The organism is Zunongwangia sp., assembly GCF_048269745.1.
Taxonomy (GTDB): Bacteria; Bacteroidota; Bacteroidia; order Flavobacteriales; family Flavobacteriaceae; genus Zunongwangia.
In genome coordinates this window covers 1-26252 of the sequence record NZ_JBLXIB010000007.1, presented here as the reverse complement: position 1 = coordinate 26252, position 26252 = coordinate 1, and the positions used below count along the sequence as shown (strand labels likewise).

The 26252-nt window shown below is 31.2% G+C and carries 21 protein-coding genes; 10 read left to right on the top strand and 11 right to left on the bottom strand.

Annotated elements, in window-relative coordinates; genetic code table 11:
* Positions 1 to 222: 222 nt before the first annotated feature.
* From ACN0WI_RS09665 to ACN0WI_RS09650, 4 genes are all read left to right on the top strand, one after another.
* Entirely contained in the window at positions 223 to 819 is a 597-nt protein-coding gene (locus ACN0WI_RS09665) for a hypothetical protein (protein ID WP_417886542.1), read from the top strand.
* A 43-nt stretch (positions 820 to 862) separates the two neighbouring features.
* The gene (trmD, locus tag ACN0WI_RS09660) at positions 863 to 1543 is read left to right on the top strand and encodes a tRNA (guanosine(37)-N1)-methyltransferase TrmD (protein ID WP_417886541.1); all 681 of its coding nucleotides are present in this window, start codon (positions 863 to 865) and stop codon (positions 1541 to 1543) included.
* Between the two features lie 118 nt (positions 1544 to 1661).
* Positions 1662 to 2015, top strand: a complete 354-nt coding sequence (gene rplS, locus ACN0WI_RS09655) for a 50S ribosomal protein L19 (RefSeq protein WP_417886540.1) — start codon at positions 1662 to 1664, stop codon at positions 2013 to 2015.
* Between the two features lie 197 nt (positions 2016 to 2212).
* Positions 2213 to 4435, top strand: a complete 2223-nt coding sequence (locus ACN0WI_RS09650; protein ID WP_417886539.1) for an NADP-dependent isocitrate dehydrogenase — start codon at positions 2213 to 2215, stop codon at positions 4433 to 4435.
* A 54-nt stretch (positions 4436 to 4489) separates the two neighbouring features.
* Here the strand turns inward: ACN0WI_RS09650 and rfbD are convergent, their stop codons facing one another.
* From rfbD to ACN0WI_RS09635, 3 genes are all read right to left on the bottom strand, one after another.
* Positions 4490 to 5350 (bottom strand): dTDP-4-dehydrorhamnose reductase, encoded by an 861-nt coding sequence (gene rfbD / locus ACN0WI_RS09645; RefSeq protein WP_417886538.1) that lies wholly within the window; start codon positions 5348 to 5350, stop codon positions 4490 to 4492.
* Positions 5350 to 5907, bottom strand: coding sequence for a dTDP-4-dehydrorhamnose 3,5-epimerase (rfbC, locus tag ACN0WI_RS09640; protein WP_417886537.1), 558 nt, complete (start codon positions 5905 to 5907; stop codon positions 5350 to 5352). Before rfbC ends, rfbD begins: the two co-directional genes overlap by 1 nt.
* A gap of 208 nt (positions 5908 to 6115) precedes the next feature.
* On the bottom strand, positions 6116 to 7279 hold the full coding sequence (locus ACN0WI_RS09635; RefSeq protein WP_417886536.1) for a response regulator: 1164 nt from the start codon (positions 7277 to 7279) through the stop codon (positions 6116 to 6118).
* Positions 7280 to 7461: 182 nt separating this feature from the next.
* Here ACN0WI_RS09635 and ACN0WI_RS09630 point away from each other — a divergent pair, with 182 nt between their 5' ends.
* The 3 genes from ACN0WI_RS09630 to ACN0WI_RS09620 are packed head-to-tail and all read left to right on the top strand — an operon-like array spanning position 7462 to position 13335.
* Complete coding sequence (locus ACN0WI_RS09630; protein WP_417886534.1) at positions 7462 to 10551, top strand: hypothetical protein; 3090 nt, start codon at positions 7462 to 7464, stop codon at positions 10549 to 10551.
* The gene (locus tag ACN0WI_RS09625; protein WP_417886533.1) at positions 10551 to 11780 is read left to right on the top strand and encodes a hypothetical protein; all 1230 of its coding nucleotides are present in this window, start codon (positions 10551 to 10553) and stop codon (positions 11778 to 11780) included. The genes ACN0WI_RS09630 and ACN0WI_RS09625 overlap by 1 nt, the downstream gene beginning before the upstream one ends.
* The gene (locus tag ACN0WI_RS09620; protein WP_417886532.1) at positions 11770 to 13335 is read left to right on the top strand and encodes a glycoside hydrolase family 2 TIM barrel-domain containing protein; all 1566 of its coding nucleotides are present in this window, start codon (positions 11770 to 11772) and stop codon (positions 13333 to 13335) included. The genes ACN0WI_RS09625 and ACN0WI_RS09620 overlap by 11 nt, the downstream gene beginning before the upstream one ends.
* Before the next feature lie 6 nt (positions 13336 to 13341).
* Here ACN0WI_RS09620 and ACN0WI_RS09615 read toward each other — a convergent pair whose 3' ends face one another.
* Positions 13342 to 14544 (bottom strand): glycosyltransferase, encoded by a 1203-nt coding sequence (locus ACN0WI_RS09615; protein ID WP_417886531.1) that lies wholly within the window; start codon positions 14542 to 14544, stop codon positions 13342 to 13344.
* 75 nt (positions 14545 to 14619) lie between these two features.
* On the bottom strand, positions 14620 to 15879 hold the full coding sequence (locus ACN0WI_RS09610) for an oligosaccharide flippase family protein (RefSeq protein WP_417886530.1): 1260 nt from the start codon (positions 15877 to 15879) through the stop codon (positions 14620 to 14622).
* 137 nt (positions 15880 to 16016) lie between these two features.
* On the opposite strand from ACN0WI_RS09610, the gene ACN0WI_RS09605 reads away from it, so the two are divergent.
* A complete protein-coding gene (locus ACN0WI_RS09605) occupies positions 16017 to 18077 on the top strand; it encodes a tetratricopeptide repeat protein (RefSeq protein ID WP_417886529.1) in 2061 nt (686 codons plus the stop codon).
* Positions 18078 to 18206: 129 nt separating this feature from the next.
* On the opposite strand, the gene ACN0WI_RS09600 is transcribed toward ACN0WI_RS09605, so the two are convergent.
* The 4 genes from ACN0WI_RS09600 to ACN0WI_RS09585 all read right to left on the bottom strand — a co-directional run bounded on the left by ACN0WI_RS09600 (position 18207) and on the right by ACN0WI_RS09585 (position 23459).
* Positions 18207 to 18857 carry a SanA/YdcF family protein gene (locus ACN0WI_RS09600; protein ID WP_417886528.1) on the bottom strand — a complete coding sequence of 217 codons (651 nt, stop codon included), beginning with the start codon at positions 18855 to 18857 and terminating at the stop codon, positions 18207 to 18209.
* Between the two features lie 290 nt (positions 18858 to 19147).
* Positions 19148 to 19435 (bottom strand): hypothetical protein, encoded by a 288-nt coding sequence (locus ACN0WI_RS09595; RefSeq protein WP_417886526.1) that lies wholly within the window; start codon positions 19433 to 19435, stop codon positions 19148 to 19150.
* Positions 19436 to 19674: 239 nt separating this feature from the next.
* Positions 19675 to 22122, bottom strand: a complete 2448-nt coding sequence (locus ACN0WI_RS09590) for a DUF4114 domain-containing protein (protein WP_417886525.1) — start codon at positions 22120 to 22122, stop codon at positions 19675 to 19677.
* 209 nt (positions 22123 to 22331) lie between these two features.
* Complete coding sequence (locus tag ACN0WI_RS09585) at positions 22332 to 23459, bottom strand: 5-methyltetrahydropteroyltriglutamate--homocysteine S-methyltransferase (protein ID WP_417886524.1); 1128 nt, start codon at positions 23457 to 23459, stop codon at positions 22332 to 22334.
* A gap of 162 nt (positions 23460 to 23621) precedes the next feature.
* Here ACN0WI_RS09585 and ACN0WI_RS09580 point away from each other — a divergent pair, with 162 nt between their 5' ends.
* Both ACN0WI_RS09580 and ACN0WI_RS09575 read left to right on the top strand, forming a co-directional pair.
* On the top strand, positions 23622 to 24092 hold the full coding sequence (locus ACN0WI_RS09580; protein WP_417886523.1) for an Lrp/AsnC family transcriptional regulator: 471 nt from the start codon (positions 23622 to 23624) through the stop codon (positions 24090 to 24092).
* Between the two features lie 9 nt (positions 24093 to 24101).
* Positions 24102 to 24593 (top strand): hypothetical protein, encoded by a 492-nt coding sequence (locus ACN0WI_RS09575; RefSeq protein ID WP_417886522.1) that lies wholly within the window; start codon positions 24102 to 24104, stop codon positions 24591 to 24593.
* 9 nt (positions 24594 to 24602) lie between these two features.
* Here the strand turns inward: ACN0WI_RS09575 and mazG are convergent, their stop codons facing one another.
* Entirely contained in the window at positions 24603 to 25379 is a 777-nt protein-coding gene (gene mazG, locus ACN0WI_RS09570; protein ID WP_417886521.1) for a nucleoside triphosphate pyrophosphohydrolase, read from the bottom strand.
* 154 nt (positions 25380 to 25533) lie between these two features.
* Positions 25534 to 26028, bottom strand: a complete 495-nt coding sequence (locus ACN0WI_RS09565) for a DUF6265 family protein (protein WP_417886520.1) — start codon at positions 26026 to 26028, stop codon at positions 25534 to 25536.
* Between the last annotated feature and the right edge of the window lie 224 nt (positions 26029 to 26252).

The window sequence follows — 26252 nt, the reverse complement described above, 5'->3', positions numbered from 1 at the left end:
ACTAAATTATTAGTAAGCCTTTTTCTGTATATTACTATATTCCCAATAGTATAAATTCAACTGAAAACAAATCAACTAAAAAAAGAAAAATAATTATCTTCTTTATTCGTTGTTTCTAAGTAACTTTCTTTAGAAATTTGCCCGTTATTAATCCGTTACTACAATAAAATAAGTTTTTACGGGTTACGTTGATACTAACAAACTAGAAAAGTATTTTTTACAATGAACAAATTATTTATTTTAATAATCTTTATTTTGGGATATTCATTTTCCGGAAAAGCCCAAGATACTATTAGCAATGAAAACGAAAACCCTATACAAAAACAGTTTGAAGACTTAATAGAATCTTCTAATAATTATCAAGAATATAAAGTAGTCAATTACGATGATTTAATAAAACTAAAAAACAATACGAACTCTTATATTCAGACTTTAAAAAATCAGATTTCTACCGGAAAAAAAACGGCAGCTAATCAAAAAAAAGAAATTAATAATTTAGAGACTGAACTTAAATCAACTCAACAAAACCTACAACAAGTTAATGAAGAGAAAGACAATATTGTTTTCTTAGGCTTACCATTAACTAAAGGAACTTACATGGCAATGATGTGGGGAATTGTAGCCTTACTTATACTAGCATTGCTTTTCTTTATTTATAAATTCAAAAATTCTAATTCAGTTACAAAAGAAGCAAGAAAACGACTAGACGACACGGAACGAGAATTCGACGATTATAAGAAAAAAGCTTTAGAGAAAGAGCAACGTTTAGGACGCTTACTACAAGACGAAAAAAACAAGGTTAACAGAATGAATAGCTAAACACCTTAATTTTCGCACTTTTACACTCTGAAAAATTTAGATTATGCGCATCGATATTATTACAGTTGTTCCCGATATTCTACAAAGTCCTTTTGAAGCTTCTATTTTAAAACGTGCTATAGAAAAAGGCCATGTAGAAATTCATCTTCATAATCTTAGAGATTATGTTACCGACAATTACCGCCAAATTGACGATTATCAATTTGGAGGCGGTGCCGGAATGGTAATGATGATTGAGCCGATTGATAAATGCATTACAAAATTGAAGTCGGAAAGAAACTACGACGAAGTTATTTATATGACGCCTGATGGAGAAACGCTAAATCAGAAAATGGCCAATCACGTTTCAATGATGGAAAACATTATTATTTTATGTGGGCATTACAAAGGTGTAGATCAACGAGTTCGTGATCATTTTATTACCAAAGAAATTTCAATTGGAGACTATGTGCTTTCCGGAGGAGAATTAGGAGCTGCAATTCTTTGTGATGCCGTTATCCGATTAATCCCTGGAGTTTTAGGAAATGAAACTTCAGCGTTAACCGATTCTTTTCAGGATAATTTATTAGCTCCACCAGTTTACACAAGACCTTCTGAATATAAAGGCTGGAAAGTTCCAGAAATTTTAACCTCTGGCAACTTCCCTAAAATTGAAGAATGGCGTGAAAATGAATCATTTAAACGCACAAAACAACTTCGGCCCGATCTTTTAGAAGATGAATAAAATTATTTATAAAAACATTAAATTATAAAATATATTTTTATAATTTTGCATCCGTTCTAAAATAACCTCTGGCGAAAACCGTGAATGTTGCTTTAGCTTGTATCTTAAATATTTATCTATGGAATCGTTAATTAAATACGTTCAAGACGAATTTGTTGCAAAAAAAGATCTTCCTGAATTTTCAGCTGGAGATACTATTACAGTTTATTACGAAATTAAAGAGGGTCAAAAAACCCGTACTCAGTTTTTTCGTGGAGTTGTAATCCAAAAAAGAGGAACTGGTAGCTCACAAACTTTTACTATTCGAAAAATGAGTGGTACTGTTGGTGTAGAGCGTATTTTCCCTTTAAATCTTCCTGCAATCCAGAAGATTGAAATTAATAAAAGAGGTAAAGTTAGAAGAGCAAGAATTTTCTACTTTAGAGAACTTACTGGTAAAAAAGCTCGTATTAAAGAAGCTAAAAGATCATAAGGAAAACTCTTTATACCTTATCAAAAACTCCGCTTTAATAACGGAGTTTTTTTATGCCCTATTTTTAGAAATTCTTAACAAGCCTTTAAAGCTTTAATTTAGCATATACATTAAAAATATAGTATATTGCTAAAATGCGAATCCATTGAATTCAATGGGTATTCGTGCGTTAAAATGAAAACTAAAAAAATAAAATAATGGCAGAGAACACCAAGATTTTTTATACAAAAACAGATGAAGCCCCGGCTTTAGCAACCTATTCTTTATTACCAATTGTTCAAACGTATACAAAAGCAGCTAACATTGCGTTGGAAACTAAAGATATCTCTTTAGCAGCACGTATTCTTTCTCAATTCCCAGAATTTTTAGAAGAAAGTCAACAAGTAGCCGATGCGCTAGCTGAACTTGGAGATCTAGCTAAAAAACCGGAAGCCAACATTATAAAACTTCCAAATATTAGTGCTTCTAGTCCTCAACTAAAAGCTGCTATTAAAGAATTACAAGATAACGGATATAAGCTTCCTGATTATCCGGACGAGCCTACTACCGATGAAGAAAAAGCTATTAAAGCAAAATACGATAAAGTAAAAGGTAGTGCTGTTAACCCTGTTTTACGAGAAGGTAATTCAGACAGACGTGCGCCAAAAGCTGTTAAAAACTTCGCCAAAAAATTTCCTCATACAATGGGTGAATGGAGTGGGAACTCTAAAACACATGTATCAACAATGGAAAGTGGAGACTTTTACCACAGCGAAAAATCTGTTACTTTAAACGATAACGATAAAATAAATATCGTTTTTACTGCCGAAAATGGAGAGAAAACGATACTTAAAGAAGGTTTACCTCTATTAGCAGGAGAAATTATTGATGGTTCGGTTATGCAAGTATCCAAACTTCAAGAGTTTTTGAAAGAACAAATACAAGAAGCTAAAAGCCAAGGTGTTCTTTTTTCTTTACACATGAAAGCAACCATGATGAAGATTTCAGATCCTATCATTTTTGGTCATGCTGTAAAAGTATTTTTTAAAGATGTTTTTGAAAAATATGGAGATGATATTAAAGAAGCTGGAGGTGATCCAAATAATGGTTTAGGTGATATATTAAGTGCTTTAAATAATCTTTCTCCTGATAAGAAAAAGGAAATTAACGATGCCATTGAAGCCGATTTAAAAAACGGACCAGATATAGCTATGGTTAATTCTGACAAAGGAATTACAAATCTACATGTACCAAGTGATGTAATTATTGATGCTTCTATGCCAGCAATGATTAGAACATCAGGGCAAATGTGGAATAAAAATAATGAAACTCAAGATACTAAAGCTGTAATCCCTGATAGTAGTTATGCAGGAATTTACCAAGCAACCATAGCTTTTTGTAAGGAAAATGGTGCTTTCGATCCTACAACCATGGGTACTGTTCCTAATGTTGGGTTAATGGCTCAAAAAGCAGAAGAATATGGTTCTCATGATAAAACTTTCGAAGTTCCTAGTGCAGGTAAAGTAGAGGTTATTAATCTTAAAGGAGAAACGATAATCGAACATGAAGTTGAAGCTGGCGATATTTGGAGAATGTGTCAAGTAAAAGATGCTCCTATTCAAGATTGGATTAAATTAGCTGTTAACCGTGGTAAAGCTAGTGGAATGCCAATTGTATTTTGGTTAGATAATGAAAGAGCTCACGATGCACAGTTAATCGAAAAAGTTCAAAAATACCTTCCACAATACGATACTGAAGGTGTTCAAATCGAAATCATGTCTCCAGTAAAAGCTACTGAATTTACGCTAAAACGAGTTAAAGATGGTAAAGATACAATCTCTGTTACTGGAAATGTATTAAGAGATTACTTAACCGACCTTTTCCCTATTTTAGAATTAGGTACTAGTGCAAAAATGCTTTCTATTGTGCCATTAATGAATGGTGGTGGATTGTTTGAAACTGGTGCTGGTGGTTCTGCTCCAAAACACGTTCAACAATTTTTAGAAGAAGGCCATTTACGATGGGATTCTTTAGGAGAATTTTTAGCTTTAGCTGTTTCTTTAGAACATTTAGGAAATAAATACGATAATAAGCGTGCAATAATTCTAGCGAATACTTTAGATGCTGCTACAGAAAAATTATTACAAAACGGTAAATCCCCATCTCGTAAAGTAAACGAGTTAGATAACCGTGGTAGCCATTTTTACTTATCACTATATTGGGCTGAAGAATTAGCTAATCAAGATGAAGATGCTGAATTAAAAGAGCACTTCGGAAAACTAGCTAGCAAATTAGAAGAAAATGAAAGTAAAATTGTTGAAGAACTAAATGCTGCACAAGGTTCTAAACAAGATATTGGTGGTTATTATAAAGTAGACGATAAAAAAACTACTAATGCTATGTTACCAAGTAAAACTTTAAATGAAATTTTAGGAAACTAAAATCTGCATAAAAGAATAACTAGAAACGGCTGAACTTTAAAATTCAGCCGTTTTTTATAATTTATCAATACAATTCTTTAAAGATTTTTGCCAATACGGAATTTCTAAAGAAAAAACAGCTTTTACTTTTTGTTTATCTAGTACACTAAACGCAGGACGTTTAGCTAAAGTTGGATATTCCTCGCTAAGTATGGATTTTACGTTACAAGTTATATTTTTCTTTTCAAAAATAGCAATAGCAAAATCGTACCAACTAGCAACACCTTCGTTACTGTAATGATATAAGCCAAAATCGTTAGAATTGGTAATAATTATTTTTAAGATTACCTGCGCTAAATCTCTCGCATATGTTGGTGTTCCAACCTGATCAAAAACTACAGAAAGTTCCTCCCTCTCCTGCCCTAGTCTTAACATCGTCTTCAAAAAATTATTTCCAAATTCAGAATATAGCCAAGAAGTACGCAAAATAAAATATCGAGATAAATGCTGCTGAATAATTTGCTCTCCTTTTAACTTTGTTTCACCATAAATTCCAGCTGGTTGTGTTTTAGCTGTTTCCTTATAAGGAAAAGGCTTAATTCCTGAAAAAACAAAATCAGTAGATATATGGATCAAAATAGTTTGATTGGCTTTACAAACTTCTGCCAAATTAGAAACAGCTTCTGCATTTATGGCTAAAGCTTTTTCTTTTTCAATTTCAGCCTGATCTACAGCTGTATATGCAGCACAATTAATACAATACTGATACTTATTTTTTTGAAAATCTTCTATAACTGATTTTGTATCTGTTATATCTAACTCAGCCGAATCTTTAAAAAAGAAGTTGAACTGTTCTTTATTTAATAAATTCTGATATTCTTTTTGAATACTTTGTCCTAACTGTCCGTTACTACCGGTTATTAAAATATTCTTCATTATAAGCCTGTTTTCAAAAAATATTTTTCTAAAGTAGGCAATTCTAGATCTTTTTCAGAAATTACTAATTCATTTTCTGGAAACTCCCAATCGATATTAAGTGTCGGATCATTATAAATGATACCAGCTTCTGAAGATTTATTATAAAAATTATCACATTTATAAAAAAATGAAGCAGACGCGCTTATTACTATAAAACCATGGGCACAACCTCTTGGAACAAAAAGCTGTTTCCTGTTTTTATCAGATAATTTAGCTTTATATACTTTTTTGAAGGTAGGGCTCTCTTTTCGTAAATCAACAACCACATCTATCACTTCTCCCTGCATAACAGTAACCAGCTTGGCTTGTGAAAATTCTCCTTCTTGGAAATGTAACCCTCGCAACACTCCTTTTTTAGAAAATGAACAATTATCTTGAACAAAATTTACAGAATGCCCGGTTACTTGTTGAAATTTTTGTTCATTAAAACTTTCGTAAAAATAACCCCGTTTATCTTTAAATATATTGGGAGTTATTTCAAAACAACCTGAAATATCGGTGTTTTTTAAGTTCATATAATTTTATTTACAGACTTATTAAAAAAAGTAAAGATCATTAATATTACGTAATCGTACAAGCACTAAACTATTTTTGATAATTTAAATTCTAAATATCTCTCAATATATTTTATAAATCTTTAAAATAAAAAAAGCAGGCAAAGGAGCCTGCTTTAAACCTCTATTAATACATTATTGAACATCACCAGACCTCACTACATATTCTTTACTCTTTTTTTTTAACTTCTTTCTGATTATAATGTCTAGCTATGTCAGCCAACTGAAATACAATTTTAGCGGAATCTTTCATCGATAGTTTTGAACCATCAGCATGTACCCATCTTTTTAAAGGCTGCTCACAAATTAGTTGTTTGGCTTTTGTAGCTCCAAAATATATTTTCATCCGCATAAAAATTTCTACATCAAACAACCACTTTGTAATAAATTTATCCTTAAAAGCTAATTCTATAATTTCTTTATCCATAATTTTAGCTCCACACTGAGTATCTTTAAAATTCATTTTAAGAATTTTTCGGATAATAAAATTTATAGAAAGACTTATAATTTGCCTTGCAGATTCTTTAGCGATATTAGCTCCCATTCTACTAATTCTAGAGCCACTCACTATTTTAAAATCAGACGTCTCAATAGTTGTTACCAAATCATCAAAATCGGATAAATCCGTAGAAAGATCTGCATCTAGAAATCCAATATAATCTAAATCGGTAAACGCTGCCATATGTAACATCCCTAAACGAACAGCTTCTGCTTTTCCTCCATTTTTTGGGCAATCGTATACTGTTATATAATCTTCACGTCCTTTTCTTAATTGTTGTAATACTTCCAACGTATTATCTTTACTACCATCATTTACAAAACATAAATGATAACCAGAGTGTTCTTGTACAAAATCGGTAAAATCCTTACTTAAAAGCCTGTCTTCTTCATTATAACAAGGAATAACCACTCCCACACATCGTTTCTCTATTATACTATTTTGTAAAATAGCTTGCGGTTGAGATCCATCATTTGCTGCTCCAATTAATCGTTTTACTCTAGCTGATACTTCATTTAAGCTTAAAGGTTTTTTCATATAGTCTTCTATCCCTAAATCAAAAGTCTCAACAATTGAATTATCATCACTATTACCAGAAAGCACCATAATAGGTGTACTATGATTTTTAGTTGTCCGGATATACCTAATAATTTCTATACCGGAAATTACAGGCATATTAAGATCTACAATTACAAGATCTGGATTAACATCATCATAAATTGATTTTGATTTTAAAGAATCTGTTTCCGTGAAAACTTCGTATCCTAACTCGGTTAATCTTTTTTTCAGCGGAAGAAGGACTAACTGCTGATCGTCAATAGCTAAAATTTTCATAGTTGGTTTAGTTTTATATTGGCAAAAATAGACTGGATATCAATCGCTTATAACTTATATTAGATGAAAATAAGCAATTCTAAAGACAAAAGGTTAATTTCTATCGATAAATGAATTGGAATAGCAATAATGATTCCTTTATATTTACTTTTAAATAGCAAAACATACAGGGTTTTCAAGGAATGAAGGAAAAAACAAATAAATACTTAATTGCAGCATTAATAATTGGTGTACTTTTCCATGGGACTACTGTGTTTTATACTATTGAAAACACCTACGATGCTTTAATACATTTATTTTTTGCCGACCATTACGCTAATAGCTGGTGGGAACCTTGGAATTATGAATGGTATACAGGATTCACCGTAATGGGCTATCCTCCTTTAGTTCATCAAGCTATGGGATTGCTCAGTTATATTGGCGGATTAAAATTTGGCTTATTTACCGTTGCTATTATAGGGATTGTATTATTTATAACTGGAGTATATCGGTTTTCTTTAATGATGCTTGGTAATCGTAACGCTGCCGGATATGCTGCGCTATTGGCCGTTTTTTCATCGTCTTTTGTTGAAACACTTCATATTTTCGGGCAATTGCCAAGTATTGTTGGAGTTTCTATACTTATGCATTGTATGCCCGAAATTTATATGTGGATTAAAACCGGAAAAAAAGGATCTTTAATTCGGGCAATTTCATTGCTAGCGGTAACCGTTACATCGCATCATGTAACCCCAATTTTTGGTATGGTGTTTTTTATTTTTCCGTTAATAGGAATGGCTGTTATGGACATGTCCAGAGAGAAAGTTCCTACAATAAAACAAGTGACTTTTAAAGTATTCTTCAGTTCATTTCTACAAGCTTTTAAACGGATTGTTTCATTTGGTGCAATCTCTTTAGTCATTATTGTTGTATGTATTCTACCCTACTGGGTGAATTCTAAAAAAAATCCGATTACGCAAGTTCCAATACCACATGGTAGTCGTGATAATTTTTTGGAAGTAACTTCTTCAGGTTTAGTATTCTTTACAATTCCATGGGGGATACTTATGTTTTTACTTCCATATATATTATACCGATATTATTCAAAACGCTATATCTTTTTCGGGCTATCATTTACTTTACTTGCTATTTTAGGAACTGGTGGCACTACTCCTATCCCAAAAATGATGTTAGGCGATACTGCATTTAACATCTTAACACTAGATCGATTTACACTTTGGGCTTCTATTATGGCATTGCCCGTATTTGGTGAATTTGGATATCGTTTTGCCGAAAGAGACTTAAAATGGAAAATTCAAGAAAAATTAGGAGCAGTATATCACCGAGTTTTAGGCGCTTTTTTAGTTATCCTATTTCTTTTTATGACAGTGTTTACGGTTACATTAGGGTATTTTAGACCAATGCAACCTCAAAAGATAAAAACACTACCTATTACCAATTTCCTGAGTCAGGATCAACATGATGCTTGGCGGTTTTTAACCTTAGGCTTTGGCGACCAAATGGCCTGGCTTTCTGCACAAACAAATGCACTTACTGTAGATGGAAATTACCATAGCGCACGAAGGCTTCCTGAATTAACTACTAGAGCTGTAGAACGCCTAGAAAACTCTAAATTTAGAGGTGTTGAAGGAATTGGATCGTTACAGCAATTCCTAACAGTACCCGAAAAATATAATCTAAAATATATATTTTCTAATGATAAATTTTACGATCCCATTCTTTATTTCTCAGGTTGGCAACGCTTACAACAACTTGAAAATGGAATCATGGTTTGGGAAAAATTAAACGTCCCGCCTATCAGCAAAATTTTACCAAAAGATGATGTCCCTGTTTTTTTAAAAATTATGTGGGGTACTATCCCTGTAACAACGGTATTACTTGCTTTTTTTATCAATATTCAGTTTATATGGTACCAAACCTTAAAAATCAAATTACCCCCGAAACCAGACTTTTTAAAATTTAAAACACCTTATAACAATTTTAATTGGCGATTAATTAAGTATAGCCATATTTGGGCAGTTATTTTAAGTGGAATTATTTTTTACGGGATTTATATTTTCTATGTAAAAAATGCGACACAAATCAGCGCACAAAATGTGGTAAAAGCTTATTATGATGCACTCGATTTTAAAGAATTTGAACGAGCTCATTCATATTTAGATCCAAAAAGCGATGTTACTATTGCCCAATATATGTTAGAAGTTTCAGTTACCGATGGCATTTTAAGCTCGTATGCAAAAATGGATTCTATTGGTTTAGAAGTACTTCAAGAAACTAAAAAAAGCGCTAAAATTTTAGCACATACACGTTGGATAACTCCTCTTGAAAAAATTGACAAAACCTATGAACATGAACTTATAAAAATTAATAGTAAATGGTTTATTAAACCTAGTAAATTCGACACCGATATTCCACCTGATCAATTATTTTCAGACAACTTAACTCAGTTTTACAATCATGGGCGAAGACGAATAACAACACAGCAAACCTATCATCAAGATGTACTTAAACAACCAGTACTTGAAGTACTATCTGCTAAATTGGTAAAAAAAGGAGAGCGTTATGCAATTATCGGAGAAGTTCAAAATGTAGATAATGTACCGGCAGATGTAGTTATAAAAGGAACACTTTATAATGAAAACAACAAAGCATTAGCTAATTACAATGCTAAATACGTAATGAGCCATAAATTACTCCCAAAAGAAATTACTAGTTTTCGAGTAGATTTTGAAGGCATTGCTTGGTTAGGAAAAGATGATAAAATTCCAGAAACTTTTAATCCGGATGAATTTACGCCTATTAAATTAACTGAACCACCAGTTAAATTTAACTTGCAATGTGCTGCCAATGTTGCTAATACCGATTTATATAAATCGGTCTCTTTAGCTGATGTTTCTTTTAAAAATCAACAAATTACCGGAACTTTATTTAATTATGGTATTCAAGAAGTTACTATACCCGAACTTATTTTTTCTTTTTATAATGAAGAAAAAGAGCTTATTTGGGTTGGCCATACTTTTATGCGAGAAGGAGTTCGCGTACAGCGAAAACAATACTTTAATCAGGAATTACCAAATATTAATGATGTAGAAGTTATTAATAGTTCCATGAAAAATATTTTTGTAAATGGCTTGCCAAATTCAGAAATCGCTAAAAAAGTAATACCAAATCGAAATGAGAATCATATAAAAGAACAATTACAAAACGTAGATGGTAAAGGCTTTAATTATCTAAATATTAAAATTAATAATTACGTAGGAAATCCTAAATAATGAAACGACTAGTCACTATAAGTTTAGTAATATTAATAGCCATTATAGACATTTCTTTTACTCTTTTTTCAGAAGAAAACAAGAGTGAACCTCCAATTCTACTAACAAAAAACACTGAATTTGTAGCTGGCAAACCAATAAACTTAACATTCAATATTAAAGATACAGCTGCTTTAAAATTATATATACATCATTCTTATTCACAAACTGTTTTAAAACCCAAATTCAATAAAAAAACAGCTAAATTTCAGTTTCCAGAATTTCTAACTAACAAAACTGGTGCTTTAAATTGGTTTCTTATTGAAAAGAATAAAAAAGTAGCAGAAGGACAACTCATTATAAAACCAAGCTTAAATACAGAGCCTACTATAGAAAGTTATTTTGGACCAAGAAGTATTCAAGCTGGAGATAGAGATTATTCAATGTTAGTAATAGCTCCAGTCGATGCCTTTGATAATCCGCTTCCCGATAGTACAACCGTTAATATTCACAGACAGTTTTATCTAAATATAGATACAATAACAGTGTATATGGAAAAATTTATGGCTTGGAAAAATATTCCATCGTACCGAAAAACAGGAGATATTCATATTTCTTCTGAAGTAAATGGGATAAACTCTATTGAATTAACCAGTAATGTATTACCTTCTAACGCAACAGATTTCACTATTCAATCAACTAGAAATCATGATTTTGCTGATGGAAATCAGGTCGCTACTTTTACAACATCAATAATTAGAGACGAATGGGGTAATGTAGTAAGCGATGGTACTTTTGTTACTTTTTATATTAAAAACAAAGAAAATCTAATTTTAACCACGCGAGGAACTACTATTAATGGTATAGCAACTGCTAAAACAATTCATCCGGACCATCCTGAAAGTTGGTCGGTAAAAGCCTATGTAACGGGTCTTTCAGAAAGTGATGAAATTTCATTACAATTCAGATCGGTTTTAAAGAATTTCAATATTAATTTTTCAGAAAATAATCGTATAATTCAAGTAGGTCCGCTTCATAGTTTTATGAATCAGTTAATTCCAGATGGTGCACAAGTTACACTTATGGTATATCATGAAAATGAATTAGTAGATACTAAACACGAAACTTCTAACGATGGTTTAGTTACTTTTAGGTTGCAAGAAAGTTTTTATCCTGAAAAAAGCTATCATTTTATTGTAAAAGCACTCGGAATTGAAAAACCAATAGGAAGAACATTTTATGGAAAATAAAATCACAAAAAATATTTACCGTGCAGGGCTTATTATCACATTTATTGCTCTAAATGGATTAATTCTTTTCGGTATAAGCTCTGTTCTTGCTTGGCTTAATACGGGTGCAGATCGTACCGGAATGCTACATACCGAAGTTTTAAGTAAAGATGTTTATTTACCGAAAATAACTTGGGGAGATACGGTAAATCCTGGCAGACCTATGGAATTACAAACCTTAGGCGAAATCCAACAAGACTACTTAAATGCTTGGTATGTAAAAGAGGTAGCTTATAAAACAAATAACCCGTATGGAATTGAAGATTATTATACCGACAGTTCTCGTGTTAACTTATTTGAAACTATTGCATATAATGAAGAAAATAATATTCATTTTGAAGCTACAACGCTACAGCACGAACCCGATTTAGAGTTTTACAGTGCCGATGGACAATTAGTAGTAATAACCGATAAAAATGTAATAGAATATCAAGAAGTTTATGAAAACAATCAAAAGTTATTCACCCATCAAGATACCGCTAATTATAAGGTAATGCTTTTGTTAGAAGACGGTTTCTGGCGTATTCGTCATCTTCAAAAAGAATTAGCTACACCAAACCAAGATTCTACGATTTCCAGTAAAATAGCAAGCGTTAAAAACGGTAAAATTTATATTGAAAATAAGCCATTTTCAATTAAAGGAATTAATTATTATCCACAACATTCTGCTTGGGATCTTTTTGGTGATAATTTTTCTGAAGATACTCTTCGGAAAGATTTTAAAATCATAAAAGATGCATCGCTTAACAGTATCCGTATTTTTATACAATATGAAGATTTTGGGAAAGCTGATGTTGTTCCTGAAAAATTGCAAAAATTAAATACACTTTTAAATGTTGCAGAAGAAGAAGGCTTAAAAGTTGTGGTTACATTATTCGATTTCTACGGAAATTATTCGGTGTTAGATTGGACACTTACTTTTGAGCATGCTCGCCAAATTGTTGAAACATTTAAAAATCATCCTGCAATAATAGCATGGGATTTAAAAAATGAACCCGATCTTGATTTCGATTCTCGTGGTGAAGAATTAGTTTTAGAATGGCTTTCGCATTTAACAAGTGAAATTCGAAAAACCGATCCTAACCACCTGCTTACTATAGGATGGTCTACACCAGATATTGCTGAAAAATTACAAAATAAACTAGATTTTGTTTCTTTTCACTTTTACAAAGATTTAGATAAATTAGAAGAAGACTATTCTATCTTGCAAAAAAAGGTAAATAAACCCTTAGTGCTACAAGAATTCGGTATGAGTTCCTATCATGGTTTGTGGAACTTTTTTGGAGATGATGAAGAAGATCAAGCTAATTATCATCAAAAAATACAGTCCTTTTTTAAGGAAAAAGATTTAGCATTTATGTCTTGGACCTTATACGATTTTCCTAAAGTTCCTACTGATGTGGTAGGAATTCGTCCATGGAGAAAAAGCAGACAAAAGCATTTTGGATTTATAGATCTCCAGGGAATGCCTAAGCCTGCTTTTAAGTACATCAATCATAAAAACCTAACTAACTAACCAATTCTATATCATATTTACACTACTTTTTTTTACTTTTTTATCTGTTATCTTTTGAAATTGATCAAGATATCTTTCAGCTATTTCTTCCATTGGTAAAGAGCAAGATGCCTTGTAATTTTTCTTACCTAAATCTACTCGATACCCATCGTTAGCGATAATTGATCCAATAGCCTCTGCTAAAGATTCTGAACTTTCAGGCTTAAAAAATTGCCCTCTATACCCTTCTTCTCGTACAAGAATTCCTAAATCTCCTAAATCTGGTAATACTACTGCTTTACCGTAACTTCCTGCTTGGTGAAGTACACCAGAGCTTCCTGTAGTAGAACTATATGGGAAAACCACTACAGCACTTTCACTGAAAATAACCGGAACATCTTTTTCTTCTACATAACCCGTAAACGTAAGATTAGGGACTGCCGAATATTTCTTTTTCATGCTATCAATATATCCAGGGGTATTTGGGCTGTCCGTTCCGGCTATTACAATTTCTAACTCTTCATTTATATCTTTTCTTAATTTTTCTACAGCTTCAATTAATATTTCTACTTTTTTATAAGTTCCAAACTTTCCGAAAGTCATTATTTTTTTAGGTCCTTCCGGCAAATCGTAAGTTGGCTCTGGTGGTGTTTCAAAAGATCCGTGCGGAATTAAAACCACATTATCTTTCTTATATTTAGATTTTAAAATTTCTTCGTACTTACTTATCGTAACGGCAACTGTATCTGCTTGTAAAATTAATCGAGTTAAACTAGCACCAATAAAATTGTACATTTTTTGCATCAATCTATTAGATGTAAAACCTGCCTTACCTAAATCTACCGTTTCTAAAATATTATGTAACAATACAATAGTCGCTGCATTCTTCAATTTAAATATCATTGGTAGTAATAAGCCCAAAGCTGCTACAACTTTTTTATCTCCAAACTTCATAAACTGAAGATTGAATAAAATAGCATCTGGCTTTTCTTTAGTTATTGCTTTATAAATTGTAGCAACATTTTTATAATCGTTAAATTTCCAACATTGCTTGATTGTAATTTTTTCACTGTTCTCAAAATCTAATTGTTTATCAGCTTCTGTATAATCGGTAATTAAAACAATTTCTTCTACATCTTTTTTTGCTGCAAAGTTTTTAACCAAATGATATCCATATTCGTTTAAAGTTACTTTGCTTGGCGGAAATGCTGTTACAATGGCTAATTTCATGATTTAGGTTTTTTAGATGATTCAAATATGCAGCTATCTTGCTATCTTTTAATACTTTATTCGTTGAATGACAATTTACTTTAGACGAGTTTTTGATTTATGCTGATAAAAGAAATACACTAATTGTACTCCTAATAAACCTAACATAATACTTATTTGCACATTAACTACTTGAGCTAAAGATTCATGAAATAATAAGATACTTACTACTTGTGCTATTCCAAATACTCCAGAAAGTGCCACCGGCCAGTATTTATCTAAAGATAAAAAGTAATATACAAAAACGTTAGATATAGCAAATAGAGAAGTTGCTAAAGCATATTTCCATAACAAAGAAGCCATACTTACATAAGCTTCACCAAACATAATATTAATTATAAATTCTGGAAAAAAGTAAGTTAAACCAATAATAGTTGCAGCCAAGATACACACAAAACCTATGTATCTAAATAATACAGGTAATGTATCTTCTCCTCGTTTTTTTCGCTGTACAACGGTTGGTAATAAAATCATAACAAACATCCAAGCTACAAAATACACTAACCGACCAATAAGCGCTAAAGAGGCATATAAACCGGCCTCGTAAGAGGGAAAATAATGTTTAACTAATAATATATCACTATTATTGATTATAATTTGAGTAAACTCATAAAATGCGGTTATAGCAATAAAATGAACTAAATTTTTAACCTCAGAAGCTTCTAATTCTATTTTGTTAGAAAATAACTTACCGCTGTTTTTAAAAGGCATTAAACCAAATATAAATGAGATTAAAATCCCTAAAGCTACTAAGTTCGAAGAATTATTAGTTGTTAATAACACAACTAGAAGAATTGTAATAAATAACCGACTAAACATCTCTGCTTGATACGTAACCGATAGTTTATAAAAACTTTTATTTCCTTGATAAAACCCTCTGTTTACACTCATTAAAAAATAAACAGGAATTCCTAGTCCAAAAATTATAAACATCCATTTACTATCGGTATGGAATACTTGTTGCAATTGTCCTGCAAAAATAACTACAGCTAACGAGGCAACAATCCCTATTAGTAGAGATGCTTTTTTTACATAATTTAAAAAGTGAAGCTGCTTATGTGTTTCGTAACCTGCGGTAAATTTAGCAACACTTAATTGGAAGGTCATTGCTACGAAAGATAAGACTAACAAAAAGGTGATAAGAATGGCTGCATTAGCAAATTGCTGCGGCCCTAAAATTCTCCCTAATAAGAGATTATATAAATAATTCCCACCATTTACAGCCATTGCACTCAACATAAAAAACTGTTCTGGCGTAATTTTTCTTATCTTTAATTGAGATAATGTGATTTTCATTAGATTAGAGATTAGGTTTCAACACAAATATCTATATACTAACGTTATAAAAAGCAGCTATTTCGATGAGTGGAAAGTTTGTTTAGATGAAAGTAAGACTAAACCTACTTAACTTGCATTAAAATTCAACCCAAATTATGAAAAACATTAACTTATTGATTTTCATCATATTTGGATCTTATTTTGTACATGCTCAAGACATGCAAAAAGGATTCACTTACTTAGAAAATGGAAATTTTAAAGAAGCAGAACCTTTTTTTGAAAAAATCCTAGAAGACTTTCCTGATGATAAAACAGCAAAGCTCTGCTACGGAAGAGCTGTTGGATTAAATGGACAACCTGAAAAGGCTACTAATCTATTTTCAAAACTACTAGAAGTTTATCCAGATGATATTGAAGTGAAGTTAAATTATGCAGAATCAATGTTATGGGGTAAAAATTATACAGCAGCCGAAGCATATTACAAAAATTTAGTTGAAGAATATCCAGAAAACTTTGCGGCATTATTGGGATATGCCAATACATTATCGAATTTAAAAACTTACGATAAAGCTTTAGACTACATAAATAAAGCTTTAGGAGTTTCTCCTGGCAACCCTAACGCTATGGTCTCCAAAAAATATATTCGACTAGGATTTGCCTATCAAAAAATGCAAAATCAAGATTATGAAGGTTCAATTTCTCTACTAAATGAAAATTTAGAAGATTTTAGTGCTGACCGAGAAACTTTATTAAATAAAGCCAATATTTATTTAATCACTAAAGAAAGTGATAAAGCAAAGAATGTGTATTTAGAGTTGGCCACTACTCCTAAAGACAGCGTAGTTGCTTACAACGGAATGGCTTTAGCCGCACATATTGCCGAAGACGAAAAAGAAGCCCAAAAATTAGCTAAAATGGCTTTACAAAAGGCTAATATTTTAAAGGATTCTACGCTTGTTAAAAGTTCTAAAGAACGATACGGACAAACTCTCGTATGGAATAAAAGTTTTAAAAAAGGTGAAACTTATATTAATACTCTTATTGAAGAATACGGCCCTAAAAATTGGATTTTGGCTTTACGAGCTACCTTAGGCATGTACCGAAGCGATTTTAAAGAAAGTATTGACGATTATCAGCAAATTTTAGAAAAAGATAGCGCTTCTTTCGATGGTAATTTAGGGATTTCTAATGCTTATTTTGCTAATGGAGAAAGTATTGAATCTTACCAAGCCGTTTATCAAACATTAGAAGTTTTTCCTAATCAAAAGGATGCAACTAATTTTAAAAATAAACTCGATCGGAACTTCTCCCCTTCCGTAGAAGAAAAAATAAGCTATACATTCGATAATGGTGATAACAAAGCTTATTCTACCACTACAGAAATTCTATTTCCATTGAGTACTAAGTGGAAAGTGAATGCTAATTATAAACATCGAAAAACAAAGAATTCGGTTACTAATAATGAAGCTACCGCTAATAATTTTAGCCTAGGAGCTAGTTATCAATTTCATTCAAAAGCTAGCTTTCATGTAATGGCTGGTGTTAATTCTGCTAAATCATTCAGTAAAGATTACGATCAGTTTTTAGCACGCGCATTTTTCAAAATAAAACCTTATAAATTACAAGATCTAGAGGTTGGATATTATAGAGAAGTGCAAGATTTTAATGCTGATTTATTAGATCGTGAGATTGGAGTAAACAATTACTATTTAAATTATAACATGGGTACCAATATTAATTTGGGCTGGTTTACGCAGTATTTTTATAGTTCGCAAACCGATAATAATAGCAGAAACTTACTATTTACTAGTTTGTATTACAACTTCTTATCGAAACCGGTGCTTAAAGGAGGTATAAATTACCAGTATTTAAGTTTTAAAAATCAGGTTCCGGAAATTTATTTTAGTCCATCACATTTTAATGCTGTTGAATTGTTTGTAGATTTTATGAAAGGTGAAAATGCCGCTCAACCAAAAGAATGGTATTACGGATTAACTGCTGCTGCCGGTTACCAATTTATTGAAGATGACGCTAAACAATCTACCTATCGAGTTCAAGGTAAATTTGGCTACAAATTTTCAGAACGTTTAATTACCAATTTATACGGCACACGAAGTAATATAGCTTCTGCAACAGCTGCTGGGTTTACATTTACCGAGTTCGGATTACGATTAAAGTGGATTTTTTTAAGTAAACCAATTTTTAAAACACAATAAAAAGGATACCTATTTCATCCATTTTGGATTTTAAAAATAGTTTTTATAATATTTAAATAGAAATATTAAAAGTAATGCAGTTTCACGAAATCAAAATCGTGAAACTGCTATTTTGAGAGAATAATTAATCTACTTTATTTCAATCTTTTTTCCTAAAAATTTAGGTTTTACACCAAACAAAATATCAAAGAAAACTTTTGCTCTTGCAAAATATTCTCGAACTTGAGTTTTAAGACCACTTTTTCCGGTTATATCTTTTGCATTAAATCCAATTGCCGAAATTCCATTTTTTTCGGCTAAATAAATCGCTCTTTCATTATGGAATTTTTGGGAGATAATCGTGATACTTTTTTTTCCAAATATTTTTTTAGCTCTTACCACAGAATCTAAGGTTCGAAAACCAGCGTAATCTAGATAAATTTTATGTTCCGGAATTCCTCTTTTAATAAGTTCATTTTTAAAATCTGTAGGTTCATCGTAATCTTCATTTCCATTGTCCCCACTTACTAAAACAAAATCTATTTTACCCTTTTTATAAAGCTCAACAGTCGCATCTATTCGATATTGAAAATATAAATTAATCTGACCATTTTTTAATTTTTTTGCTGTTCCCAAAACAAGGCCAACCTTATTTTTATTGATTTCTGAAGAATCTGAATAGGTTTTATTTTCAGCATTTTTCTCTATTGAATAATTAGATAGAAAAACTAGTATCACAGGAATAATTAATAATAGTAGTAGTATTAATAATAGTCTCTTTTTCATTGGATTATTAAACATAATTTAGCTTTCAAAGCTATTAAAGATAGCTTTACTAAAACTGAAATAGAATTAAACTGGCAGTTTTATATTTTCAATTATTTATTTTTATAACAAGTATACTGTTAGTTTATTCTTCTCACGACCTATTTTTATAATATAATTATGAAGTTGTTTTCACGATGTTAAATTAATAGACTACTATTCCGTGAATTTCTTGTACGCTATTATTTTTTATTGCAATCTTTCATCTAAATAGTTATTCTTGTCCTGTAGCATTTCATTAATCAATTTTGCTTCATTTATATAATCTACAATTTTATCTTTTGCCCAATGTTTTGGAGGGTACTACTTCTATTTCCTAATTGGTTAGATAATTCTGAAAAGTTAGTTTCAGTATCTTCTAAAGTATCATGAAGAATCGCCAATTGTATGGTATAATTTAGATTGAAGTTATTAGCTGAATTGTAAGCAAGAATTACTTCCATAGCTACTTTAGAAATATGTACTAAATAATTAGAATTTGTTCGTGGGACTTTTTGATTTTGATATTTCCCTCCGGCAAATTGTATTGCTTTTTGATATACTTCTTGTGTCATTAGACTAGCTTTTTTGGTCTTGTCCTCAAATTTTAAAAAAAAATAAACATGCTACATTCGGAATAAAATATACTAACATAAAAATTGTTTATCTATTGTAAAACAAGCATCTAAGCTACTAGATAAATATGCCATTTTTTATAAATAAAGAGCTATAACTTTTCGATTTTAATACAAAAAATGCCGGAGCATAGTGCACCGGCATTTTTCAACCTAACCAACAAAACTAATCAAACATTTTATTTTATAATTAAACGAACATTCATAGTATCGTTATTATCTACTTTTATTATGCTGTGATACATTCCTGGTGAAACTCCATGTAACTGTAAAGGAACTTCTATTTCTGCATGCTGTAATACATATTCTTCTTGATGTACTACTCTACCTCCCATATCGAATATTGTTACTTTAGCTTGCTTTCCCGATTTTGGCAACACTAAATTGGTGCTTCCTCTAAACGGATTTGGATAGTTATACGCTTTTTTATCAGGTGTTTCTACCACTGCTATTGGCTTTTCATTTTGAGGAATTTCAATAAAATCAGTAAACTTAACATCCGCTACATTCACTGTAAAAGTCTTAAATTGTTTATAATCGCCCTTTACTGAAAATACAATACCTTTTAATGCTTGTTTTCCATCAAATTGCCCTGAATCATTTTTAAAATCTGTTAATCGAATATTATACGCTTTAGTATTTTCTGAACTTTCAATAGTGTATCGATATCTTTTATCCCAGTCAGTTAAATTTTCAGATACTAATATCACTTCTACAGGAACAGAATGTTGTAAATTAAACGCTATAGCTTCAAAATTTTCAGGATAAAAACTGAGATCTCCTGGTAGAATATTTCTGAAAATATTTAACGTTCCATAAATGTCCCCACTAATTTTCGCATTTCGCTCTATATGATAAGTAGCAGCATCGCTATTTTCGATCTCGGATGCTTCTAATTCAAATTCTGAAATTTTTGTTTCTGATTCGTTATAATCTATTCCCCAAGGGCCATCAGCCAAATAAAGTGCATCTGTTTTTTGGCTACCTTCTGCTTGTATTTCTAAACCAGCATCAAAAATTCCGCCTATATTCAAAATAACTTCTTCTTCATAATTTCCTTGTAGCGCAATATTTTGCTGAAAAGTTTCTTCAGCAGCCAATTCAGTAGCTCGTGCATTTGCTGTTACTTGCATTAATGAAGCATTACTATTATTTCTAAGCTTTAAATGAATTTTTCCATTTTTATAAATTCCTTGTTTTACAAATACACCGGGTACTGTTTTCGATTGATTATCTACTTTCAAACCTTGTGTATTGGTAAAACTTTCGATAATATGTTTTGCTATGGTACTTACTTGGCCCATTGTACCACCCCATACTTGGAAATTAGCATAATTCCCTTTAGGATAATCACCAATATTCCAATAACTAAAAAGTGTATTCATTCCGGCATTCATTTGTATCGAGAAATTGAGTGCATATTCTAATTGCCCCGTTCTTCGCAATACTTTAATCATTATAATGCGATGACCTGCTAATTTTATTGTTCTAATATCTTCTAAGCTAGAACCATTTAACCGATCACAAATTACTTTAGAATGATCGTAAATTGAGCCTTCAGTGTGGCTAGCTAGTGCAGCAGCCACTCTTTTTTGGTCCTGGTAATAATCTACCGAGAAAATCTCAGTAGCATTTGTAATGGCTAATAAATCTTCAGGACTCGACTCGTATGCGCGCTCAGAGCCAAACATTCCGGTTTCTGGTAGTAGGGATTCCAGATTAACCTGCGAATTTTTGATAAATTGACTCTGAGCTTTATAAGTTACTTGTTTACTTTTTGTGTTTTTAAATGAATTATTTTTAATCCGATTAAAGTTTCTTTTAGCAATTAAGCGTGCTAAATCTCCGTTACTTTCTAATCCACCGTCGTTGGCTGAACTTACATCGGTAGCCGATTTTACATCTACAAAATTTTCAGTTCGAATTGCATCGTAGGGATTGGCAGTTACATAAAATAATGCATCGTTAAAGTCTTGATCGCAACTAGAATAATCTCTTCTAATATCTTCAAACCCTAAAATGATTCGTTCATTTTCCTCATCAGCTAATAATACATTATGAGGCTTTAAATCTGGATCGGATTCCGGATTATAGTCCGGATTTGAAAACACTTGCCAATGACCAGACGTTACCGCTCCATTTTTCCATCCATTAGCTAGTAATACCCAACCTATTCCGGTTCCGGCAGTAAATCTTCCTATTTTTACTTTATCACCTACCAATAAGCCTCCTCCTGAACCCTGTGCTGAAACATTTGGAAAAATTATGGTGATTTCTTCTGGGGTTGGTTTTGATGGCTGTGGTTTATTACTATCATAAGTATAAAAGCCTAATACGTTTTTATAGCCTGCACCTTCTTGAACAAAAGTTACCCAAACATCTGCATCTTTATCTAAAACGATATCGGTGTCGTAACCAGCAGAGATATAGTGAGGGTTATAATCAGGAACCGGATAACCTTCTGGAAGTGCATCGTTTATCATTTGTATGGTTTCAGCCGATATCTTATCTCTGCCATCTAGATAATTAGGCACTCCATCTGCTGTATATGTACCTAAAAACTGATAATCTTGTGCATAGAGATTAAAACTTAAAATCGAGAAAAGTAAAAGTAATTTTTGTTTCATGGCTTAAATAGATTTTGGTTAGCTCTTCAACAAATATAAAGACAGTATTAAACTAATTATCAATTAATTAGATAACTAAACAATAAGTATCGATTATTGGTAAAAAAGAATCGATTAATTTTTGAAGAAGTATTATTTCAACTAAGCACAAAAAAAGTCCGTTATAAAAAACGGACTCAAAATCAATATTTTAGATTATATATTTATAATTATTCTCCCCAAACTTCTGAAGCAATTTCATTTATCAATTTCATTTTATTCCATTGTTCTTCTTCCGTTAATATATTTCCTTCTTCTGTTGAAGCAAAACCACATTGTGGACTCAAATATAAATTTTCTAAAGGCACATAATTAGTTGCTTCTTTAATTCTAGCCTTAATTAGTTCCTTATCTTCCAAAGTAGGATTTTTAGAAGTTAACAATCCTAAAACTACTTTTTTGTGAGGAGGAATTTCTTTTAAAGGTTCAAAACTGCCAGATCGATCAGTATCAAATTCTAGGTAATAGGCATTAACATTTTCTTTTCCAAAAAGTTTCTCAGCTACTCTTCCGTATCCTCCTGAAGATGCCCAAGTAGATTTATAATTTCCGCGACATACATGCGTATTTACAGTTAAATCCTCAGGTAACTTTTCTAATACCGCGTTATTTAATGCCAAATGACGATCTATTAATTCTTCAGGATCGTAATCTTCTCCTGCCATTTTATTCCAGAAATTAGCATCACATAACATTCCCCAGGTACAATCATCTAATTGCAAATTGCGGCAACCTTTGTTGTATAACGCAAAAATAAAATCGGTATAGGCTTTAATTAGATCGGTTTCTAAATCATTTAAATTTGGGTAAACTTTTTTAGCTTCATCTAGATTATCAAGCCTCACTAATTCCGCGTAACATTGTGCCGGAGCAGGAATTGTTTGTTTAGCTGTTACTCCTTTTTCTTTAGCCAACTTATTTAAAAATTCAAAATGAGCTAAAAAAGGATGATTTTCTGAAAATTGAATTTTACCAACTACACTAGCCGATTCTGCTCTCGTTTCTACATCTTTAAATTGATATCCCTTATCTACTTCAATTTTTTGAATTCCATCCAAATGCCACATAAAATCTAAATGCCACCAAGATCTTCTAAACTCACCATCGGTTACAGCTTTTAAACCGCATTCTATTTGCTTTTCAACAAGATTGGTAATCTCTTCATCTTCAATTTTAGTTAATTCTTCAATAGATATTTCATTATTAAAATAAGCAATTCTGGAATTTTTTAAACGTTCTGGTCGTAAATAGCTTCCAACTGCTTCTGCTCTAAATGGAGCATGAGATATTGTACACATAATTAGATAATATTTGGTTAAATGTTCTTTACAAACCTATCTATTACACTTAAAAAAACCTTAAAAATCATCTATTTCAGTTATATAATCTATATTTTAAATATTTGAAGATTTTTTTATCTTTATCCCTCCATTTTAAGTGGACTTACGGAAAATCATACTATGGAAAATCTAGATATCATCGATCTACGTTTACTAAAAATACTACATCATAATTCTAACTATACTACCAAGCAACTGGCAGAAAAAGTAAACCTTTCGGCTTCACCAGTTTTTGAACGAATAAAACGATTGGAAAAAAAAGGTTACATTAAAAAATATATAGCCATTTTAAATGCTGAAAAATTACATCAGGGATTTATTGTATTTTGTAATATAAAATTAAAAAAACACGACAAAAGTATTGGTAATGCGTTTGTAAAAGACATTATGAGTATTGATGAAATTGTAGAATGCTATAATATTTCGGGAGATTTCGATTTTATTTTAAAGGTATATGCCAAAAATATGAAGCATTATCAGGATTTTGTTTTCAATAAATTAGGCAGCGTAAAAAGTATTGGAAGTACCCATAGTACTTTTGTTATGACTGAAATTAAAAATACCAATGGTATTGGAATAATTGATTTATAAATAAAGAATATGATTACAGAAAAAGCGATACAAAGAAGAAATAAAAAACTGGAACATTTTTTTGAAAATTACTTCCCTGAAATTATAGATTGTGAGGTTAATATTACCATAATTGGAAATAAACATGCTCCTGCAGTTATTTTGGATGATCGCATTTTACTGAGTTGTTATGTTCATAATTTTGATTTATTATTTACTGACGTTCCTAAAAATGGAGACGTATTGCATGAAGAAAAATTAACTTGGGAAATGGAACCTGATAAAGAAACTATTAAAACTTGGTTTCATAATGCGAAGCATCGGCCTATTTATAAAATCAAAGTTAGAGGAGTTTCTTTGTATTTAGCAGGTTATAATTTCCGGCACAAAAGCAAAGAAAATCCAGAAGGTAAATATCCGGTATTTGCTCCAGCTGGCTACAAATATTATTTCACTAAGGAAAAAGCTGAAGAAATTGTGGCAACTTATTCTACCGAAAGTTTACCTTTAGAAATAGTTTAATGCATTATATTAATCGTTTTGTTTAGCTTCATTCCAGAACACATCCATTTCTGCTAAATCCATATCTTTTAGACTAGTGTTCTTTTCAGCTGCTTTTGTTTCTAAATACTGAAAACGCTTTATGAATTTTTTATTAGTTCGCTCTAAGGCATTTTCAGGATTTATATTTAGAAATCGTGCATAGTTCACCATTGAAAATAAAACATCCCCAAATTCAGCTTCCATTTTTTGCTGATTGTTTTGGGTTACTTCCTCTTGAAATTCTGCCAGCTCTTCCTGCAACTTCTCGAATACTTGTTGTGGTTCTTCCCAATCAAACCCAACACCAGATACTTTTTCTTGTATTCGATCTGCTTTTACCATAGCTGGTAAAGACTTAGGCACACCTTCTAACACACTTTTCCTTCCTTCTTTAAGTTTGATGTTTTCCCAATTCTTTTTAACATCTTTATCGTCTGCAACTGTTACATCACCATAAATATGAGGATGCCTTGTTATTAATTTCTCACAAATTCCGTTAGCAACATCTGCAATATCAAAATCGTTAGTTTCGCTTCCTATTTTTGAATAAAATACTAAATGTAATAGCAAATCTCCGAGCTCTTTCTTTACCTCATCTAGATCCTTATCTAAAATAGCATCACCCAACTCGTAAGTTTCTTCAATGGTTAAATGGCGTAAACTTTCCATAGTTTGCTTTCTATCCCAAGGGCATTGCTCCCTAAGCTCATCCATAATAGTTAATAAACGACCAAATGCTTTTAATTGCTTCTCTCTAGAATTCATACCTTTATTTTAACCTCAAAAGTACCATTTTCAGTAGAGAGAACATTTATATTAATGTAATTTATAATCAGAATATTTATAGAAGTTGTGATTGAATAACGTTAATTAAATTGATTTAAAAATTCAGAATCACGAATTCTAAGACTAATGAATACTAGTCTTTTTTGAATTCAAAATCAACATTTATAGAGTCATTTTTAACAGTAGCATATAAACGATTTCCTTTTTTCCAATATTTAATCTCATTAGGAAATTCTATCGAATCGTTTACAAATACAAATTCTTCCTGTTTAGCTTTTATAAGTTCAAAGTCTGTCGATTCTTGTTCCTCCAAAGTTTTTACGGATAACTTCCAATTATTATTTGTTTTAGAAATCATCATTTTCTCTTGCTTTATAACATCTCCATTTTGTAATGTAAATCCGATCCCACGATATTCTGTACTGTCTTTCTTTTCCCAATTTTCAAAAGTTTCTTTTCCTTCTTGCTCATTAAGCCTTTTCCATTTGCCTAATAACCAATCAAAATTCGTTTCAGTTATAGTATCTGTATATTTTTTAGAAGATTTTTCATCAACTACATTTTTTGATTTTGTATTCTGATTACAAGAACTAATCAAAACTATCACAATTAATAAAATTCTATTCATAATATACCTGAGTTGAGTTTCAGATAAATCTAATTAAAATTCTCGACATCAAACACTAAAAAACTAACAAACAACACAATATAATTTTAAAGTGGTATTTTATTTATTGATTTTTAAAAGAAACACTTACCTACTTAAAAATAAAATAATGATCATACCCCAAAAATTAGGACAGTAAATTAAGTTCAAAAATAACTTTAATTTTACTGTATTATGACACGAAG

Bases quoted from the DNA above. Each gene is read 5' to 3' on its own strand.
- ACN0WI_RS09565 (WP_417886520.1), bottom strand. From the start codon at position 26,028: ATGAATAGAATTTTATTAATTGTGATAGTTTTGATTAGTTCTTGTAAT.
- ACN0WI_RS09580 (WP_417886523.1), top strand. From the start codon at position 23,622: ATGGAAAATCTAGATATCATCGATCTACGTTTACTAAAAATACTACAT.
- ACN0WI_RS09620 (WP_417886532.1), top strand. From the start codon at position 11,770: ATGGAAAATAAAATCACAAAAAATATTTACCGTGCAGGGCTTATTATC.
- ACN0WI_RS09635 (WP_417886536.1), bottom strand. From the start codon at position 7,279: ATGAAAATTTTAGCTATTGACGATCAGCAGTTAGTCCTTCTTCCGCTG.
- ACN0WI_RS09625 (WP_417886533.1), top strand. From the start codon at position 10,551: ATGAAACGACTAGTCACTATAAGTTTAGTAATATTAATAGCCATTATA.
- ACN0WI_RS09650 (WP_417886539.1), top strand. From the start codon at position 2,213: ATGGCAGAGAACACCAAGATTTTTTATACAAAAACAGATGAAGCCCCG.
- trmD (WP_417886541.1), top strand. From the start codon at position 863: ATGCGCATCGATATTATTACAGTTGTTCCCGATATTCTACAAAGTCCT.
- ACN0WI_RS09600 (WP_417886528.1), bottom strand. From the start codon at position 18,857: ATGTTTAATAATCCAATGAAAAAGAGACTATTATTAATACTACTACTA.
- mazG (WP_417886521.1), bottom strand. From the start codon at position 25,379: ATGAATTCTAGAGAGAAGCAATTAAAAGCATTTGGTCGTTTATTAACT.
- ACN0WI_RS09630 (WP_417886534.1), top strand. From the start codon at position 7,462: ATGAAGGAAAAAACAAATAAATACTTAATTGCAGCATTAATAATTGGT.
- ACN0WI_RS09615 (WP_417886531.1), bottom strand. From the start codon at position 14,544: ATGAAATTAGCCATTGTAACAGCATTTCCGCCAAGCAAAGTAACTTTA.
- ACN0WI_RS09595 (WP_417886526.1), bottom strand. From the start codon at position 19,435: ATGACACAAGAAGTATATCAAAAAGCAATACAATTTGCCGGAGGGAAA.
- rfbC (WP_417886537.1), bottom strand. From the start codon at position 5,907: ATGAACTTAAAAAACACCGATATTTCAGGTTGTTTTGAAATAACTCCC.
- ACN0WI_RS09590 (WP_417886525.1), bottom strand. From the start codon at position 22,122: ATGAAACAAAAATTACTTTTACTTTTCTCGATTTTAAGTTTTAATCTC.
- ACN0WI_RS09575 (WP_417886522.1), top strand. From the start codon at position 24,102: ATGATTACAGAAAAAGCGATACAAAGAAGAAATAAAAAACTGGAACAT.
- ACN0WI_RS09610 (WP_417886530.1), bottom strand. From the start codon at position 15,879: ATGAAAATCACATTATCTCAATTAAAGATAAGAAAAATTACGCCAGAA.
- ACN0WI_RS09665 (WP_417886542.1), top strand. From the start codon at position 223: ATGAACAAATTATTTATTTTAATAATCTTTATTTTGGGATATTCATTT.
- rfbD (WP_417886538.1), bottom strand. From the start codon at position 5,350: ATGAAGAATATTTTAATAACCGGTAGTAACGGACAGTTAGGACAAAGT.
- ACN0WI_RS09585 (WP_417886524.1), bottom strand. From the start codon at position 23,459: ATGTGTACAATATCTCATGCTCCATTTAGAGCAGAAGCAGTTGGAAGC.
- rplS (WP_417886540.1), top strand. From the start codon at position 1,662: ATGGAATCGTTAATTAAATACGTTCAAGACGAATTTGTTGCAAAAAAA.
- ACN0WI_RS09605 (WP_417886529.1), top strand. From the start codon at position 16,017: ATGAAAAACATTAACTTATTGATTTTCATCATATTTGGATCTTATTTT.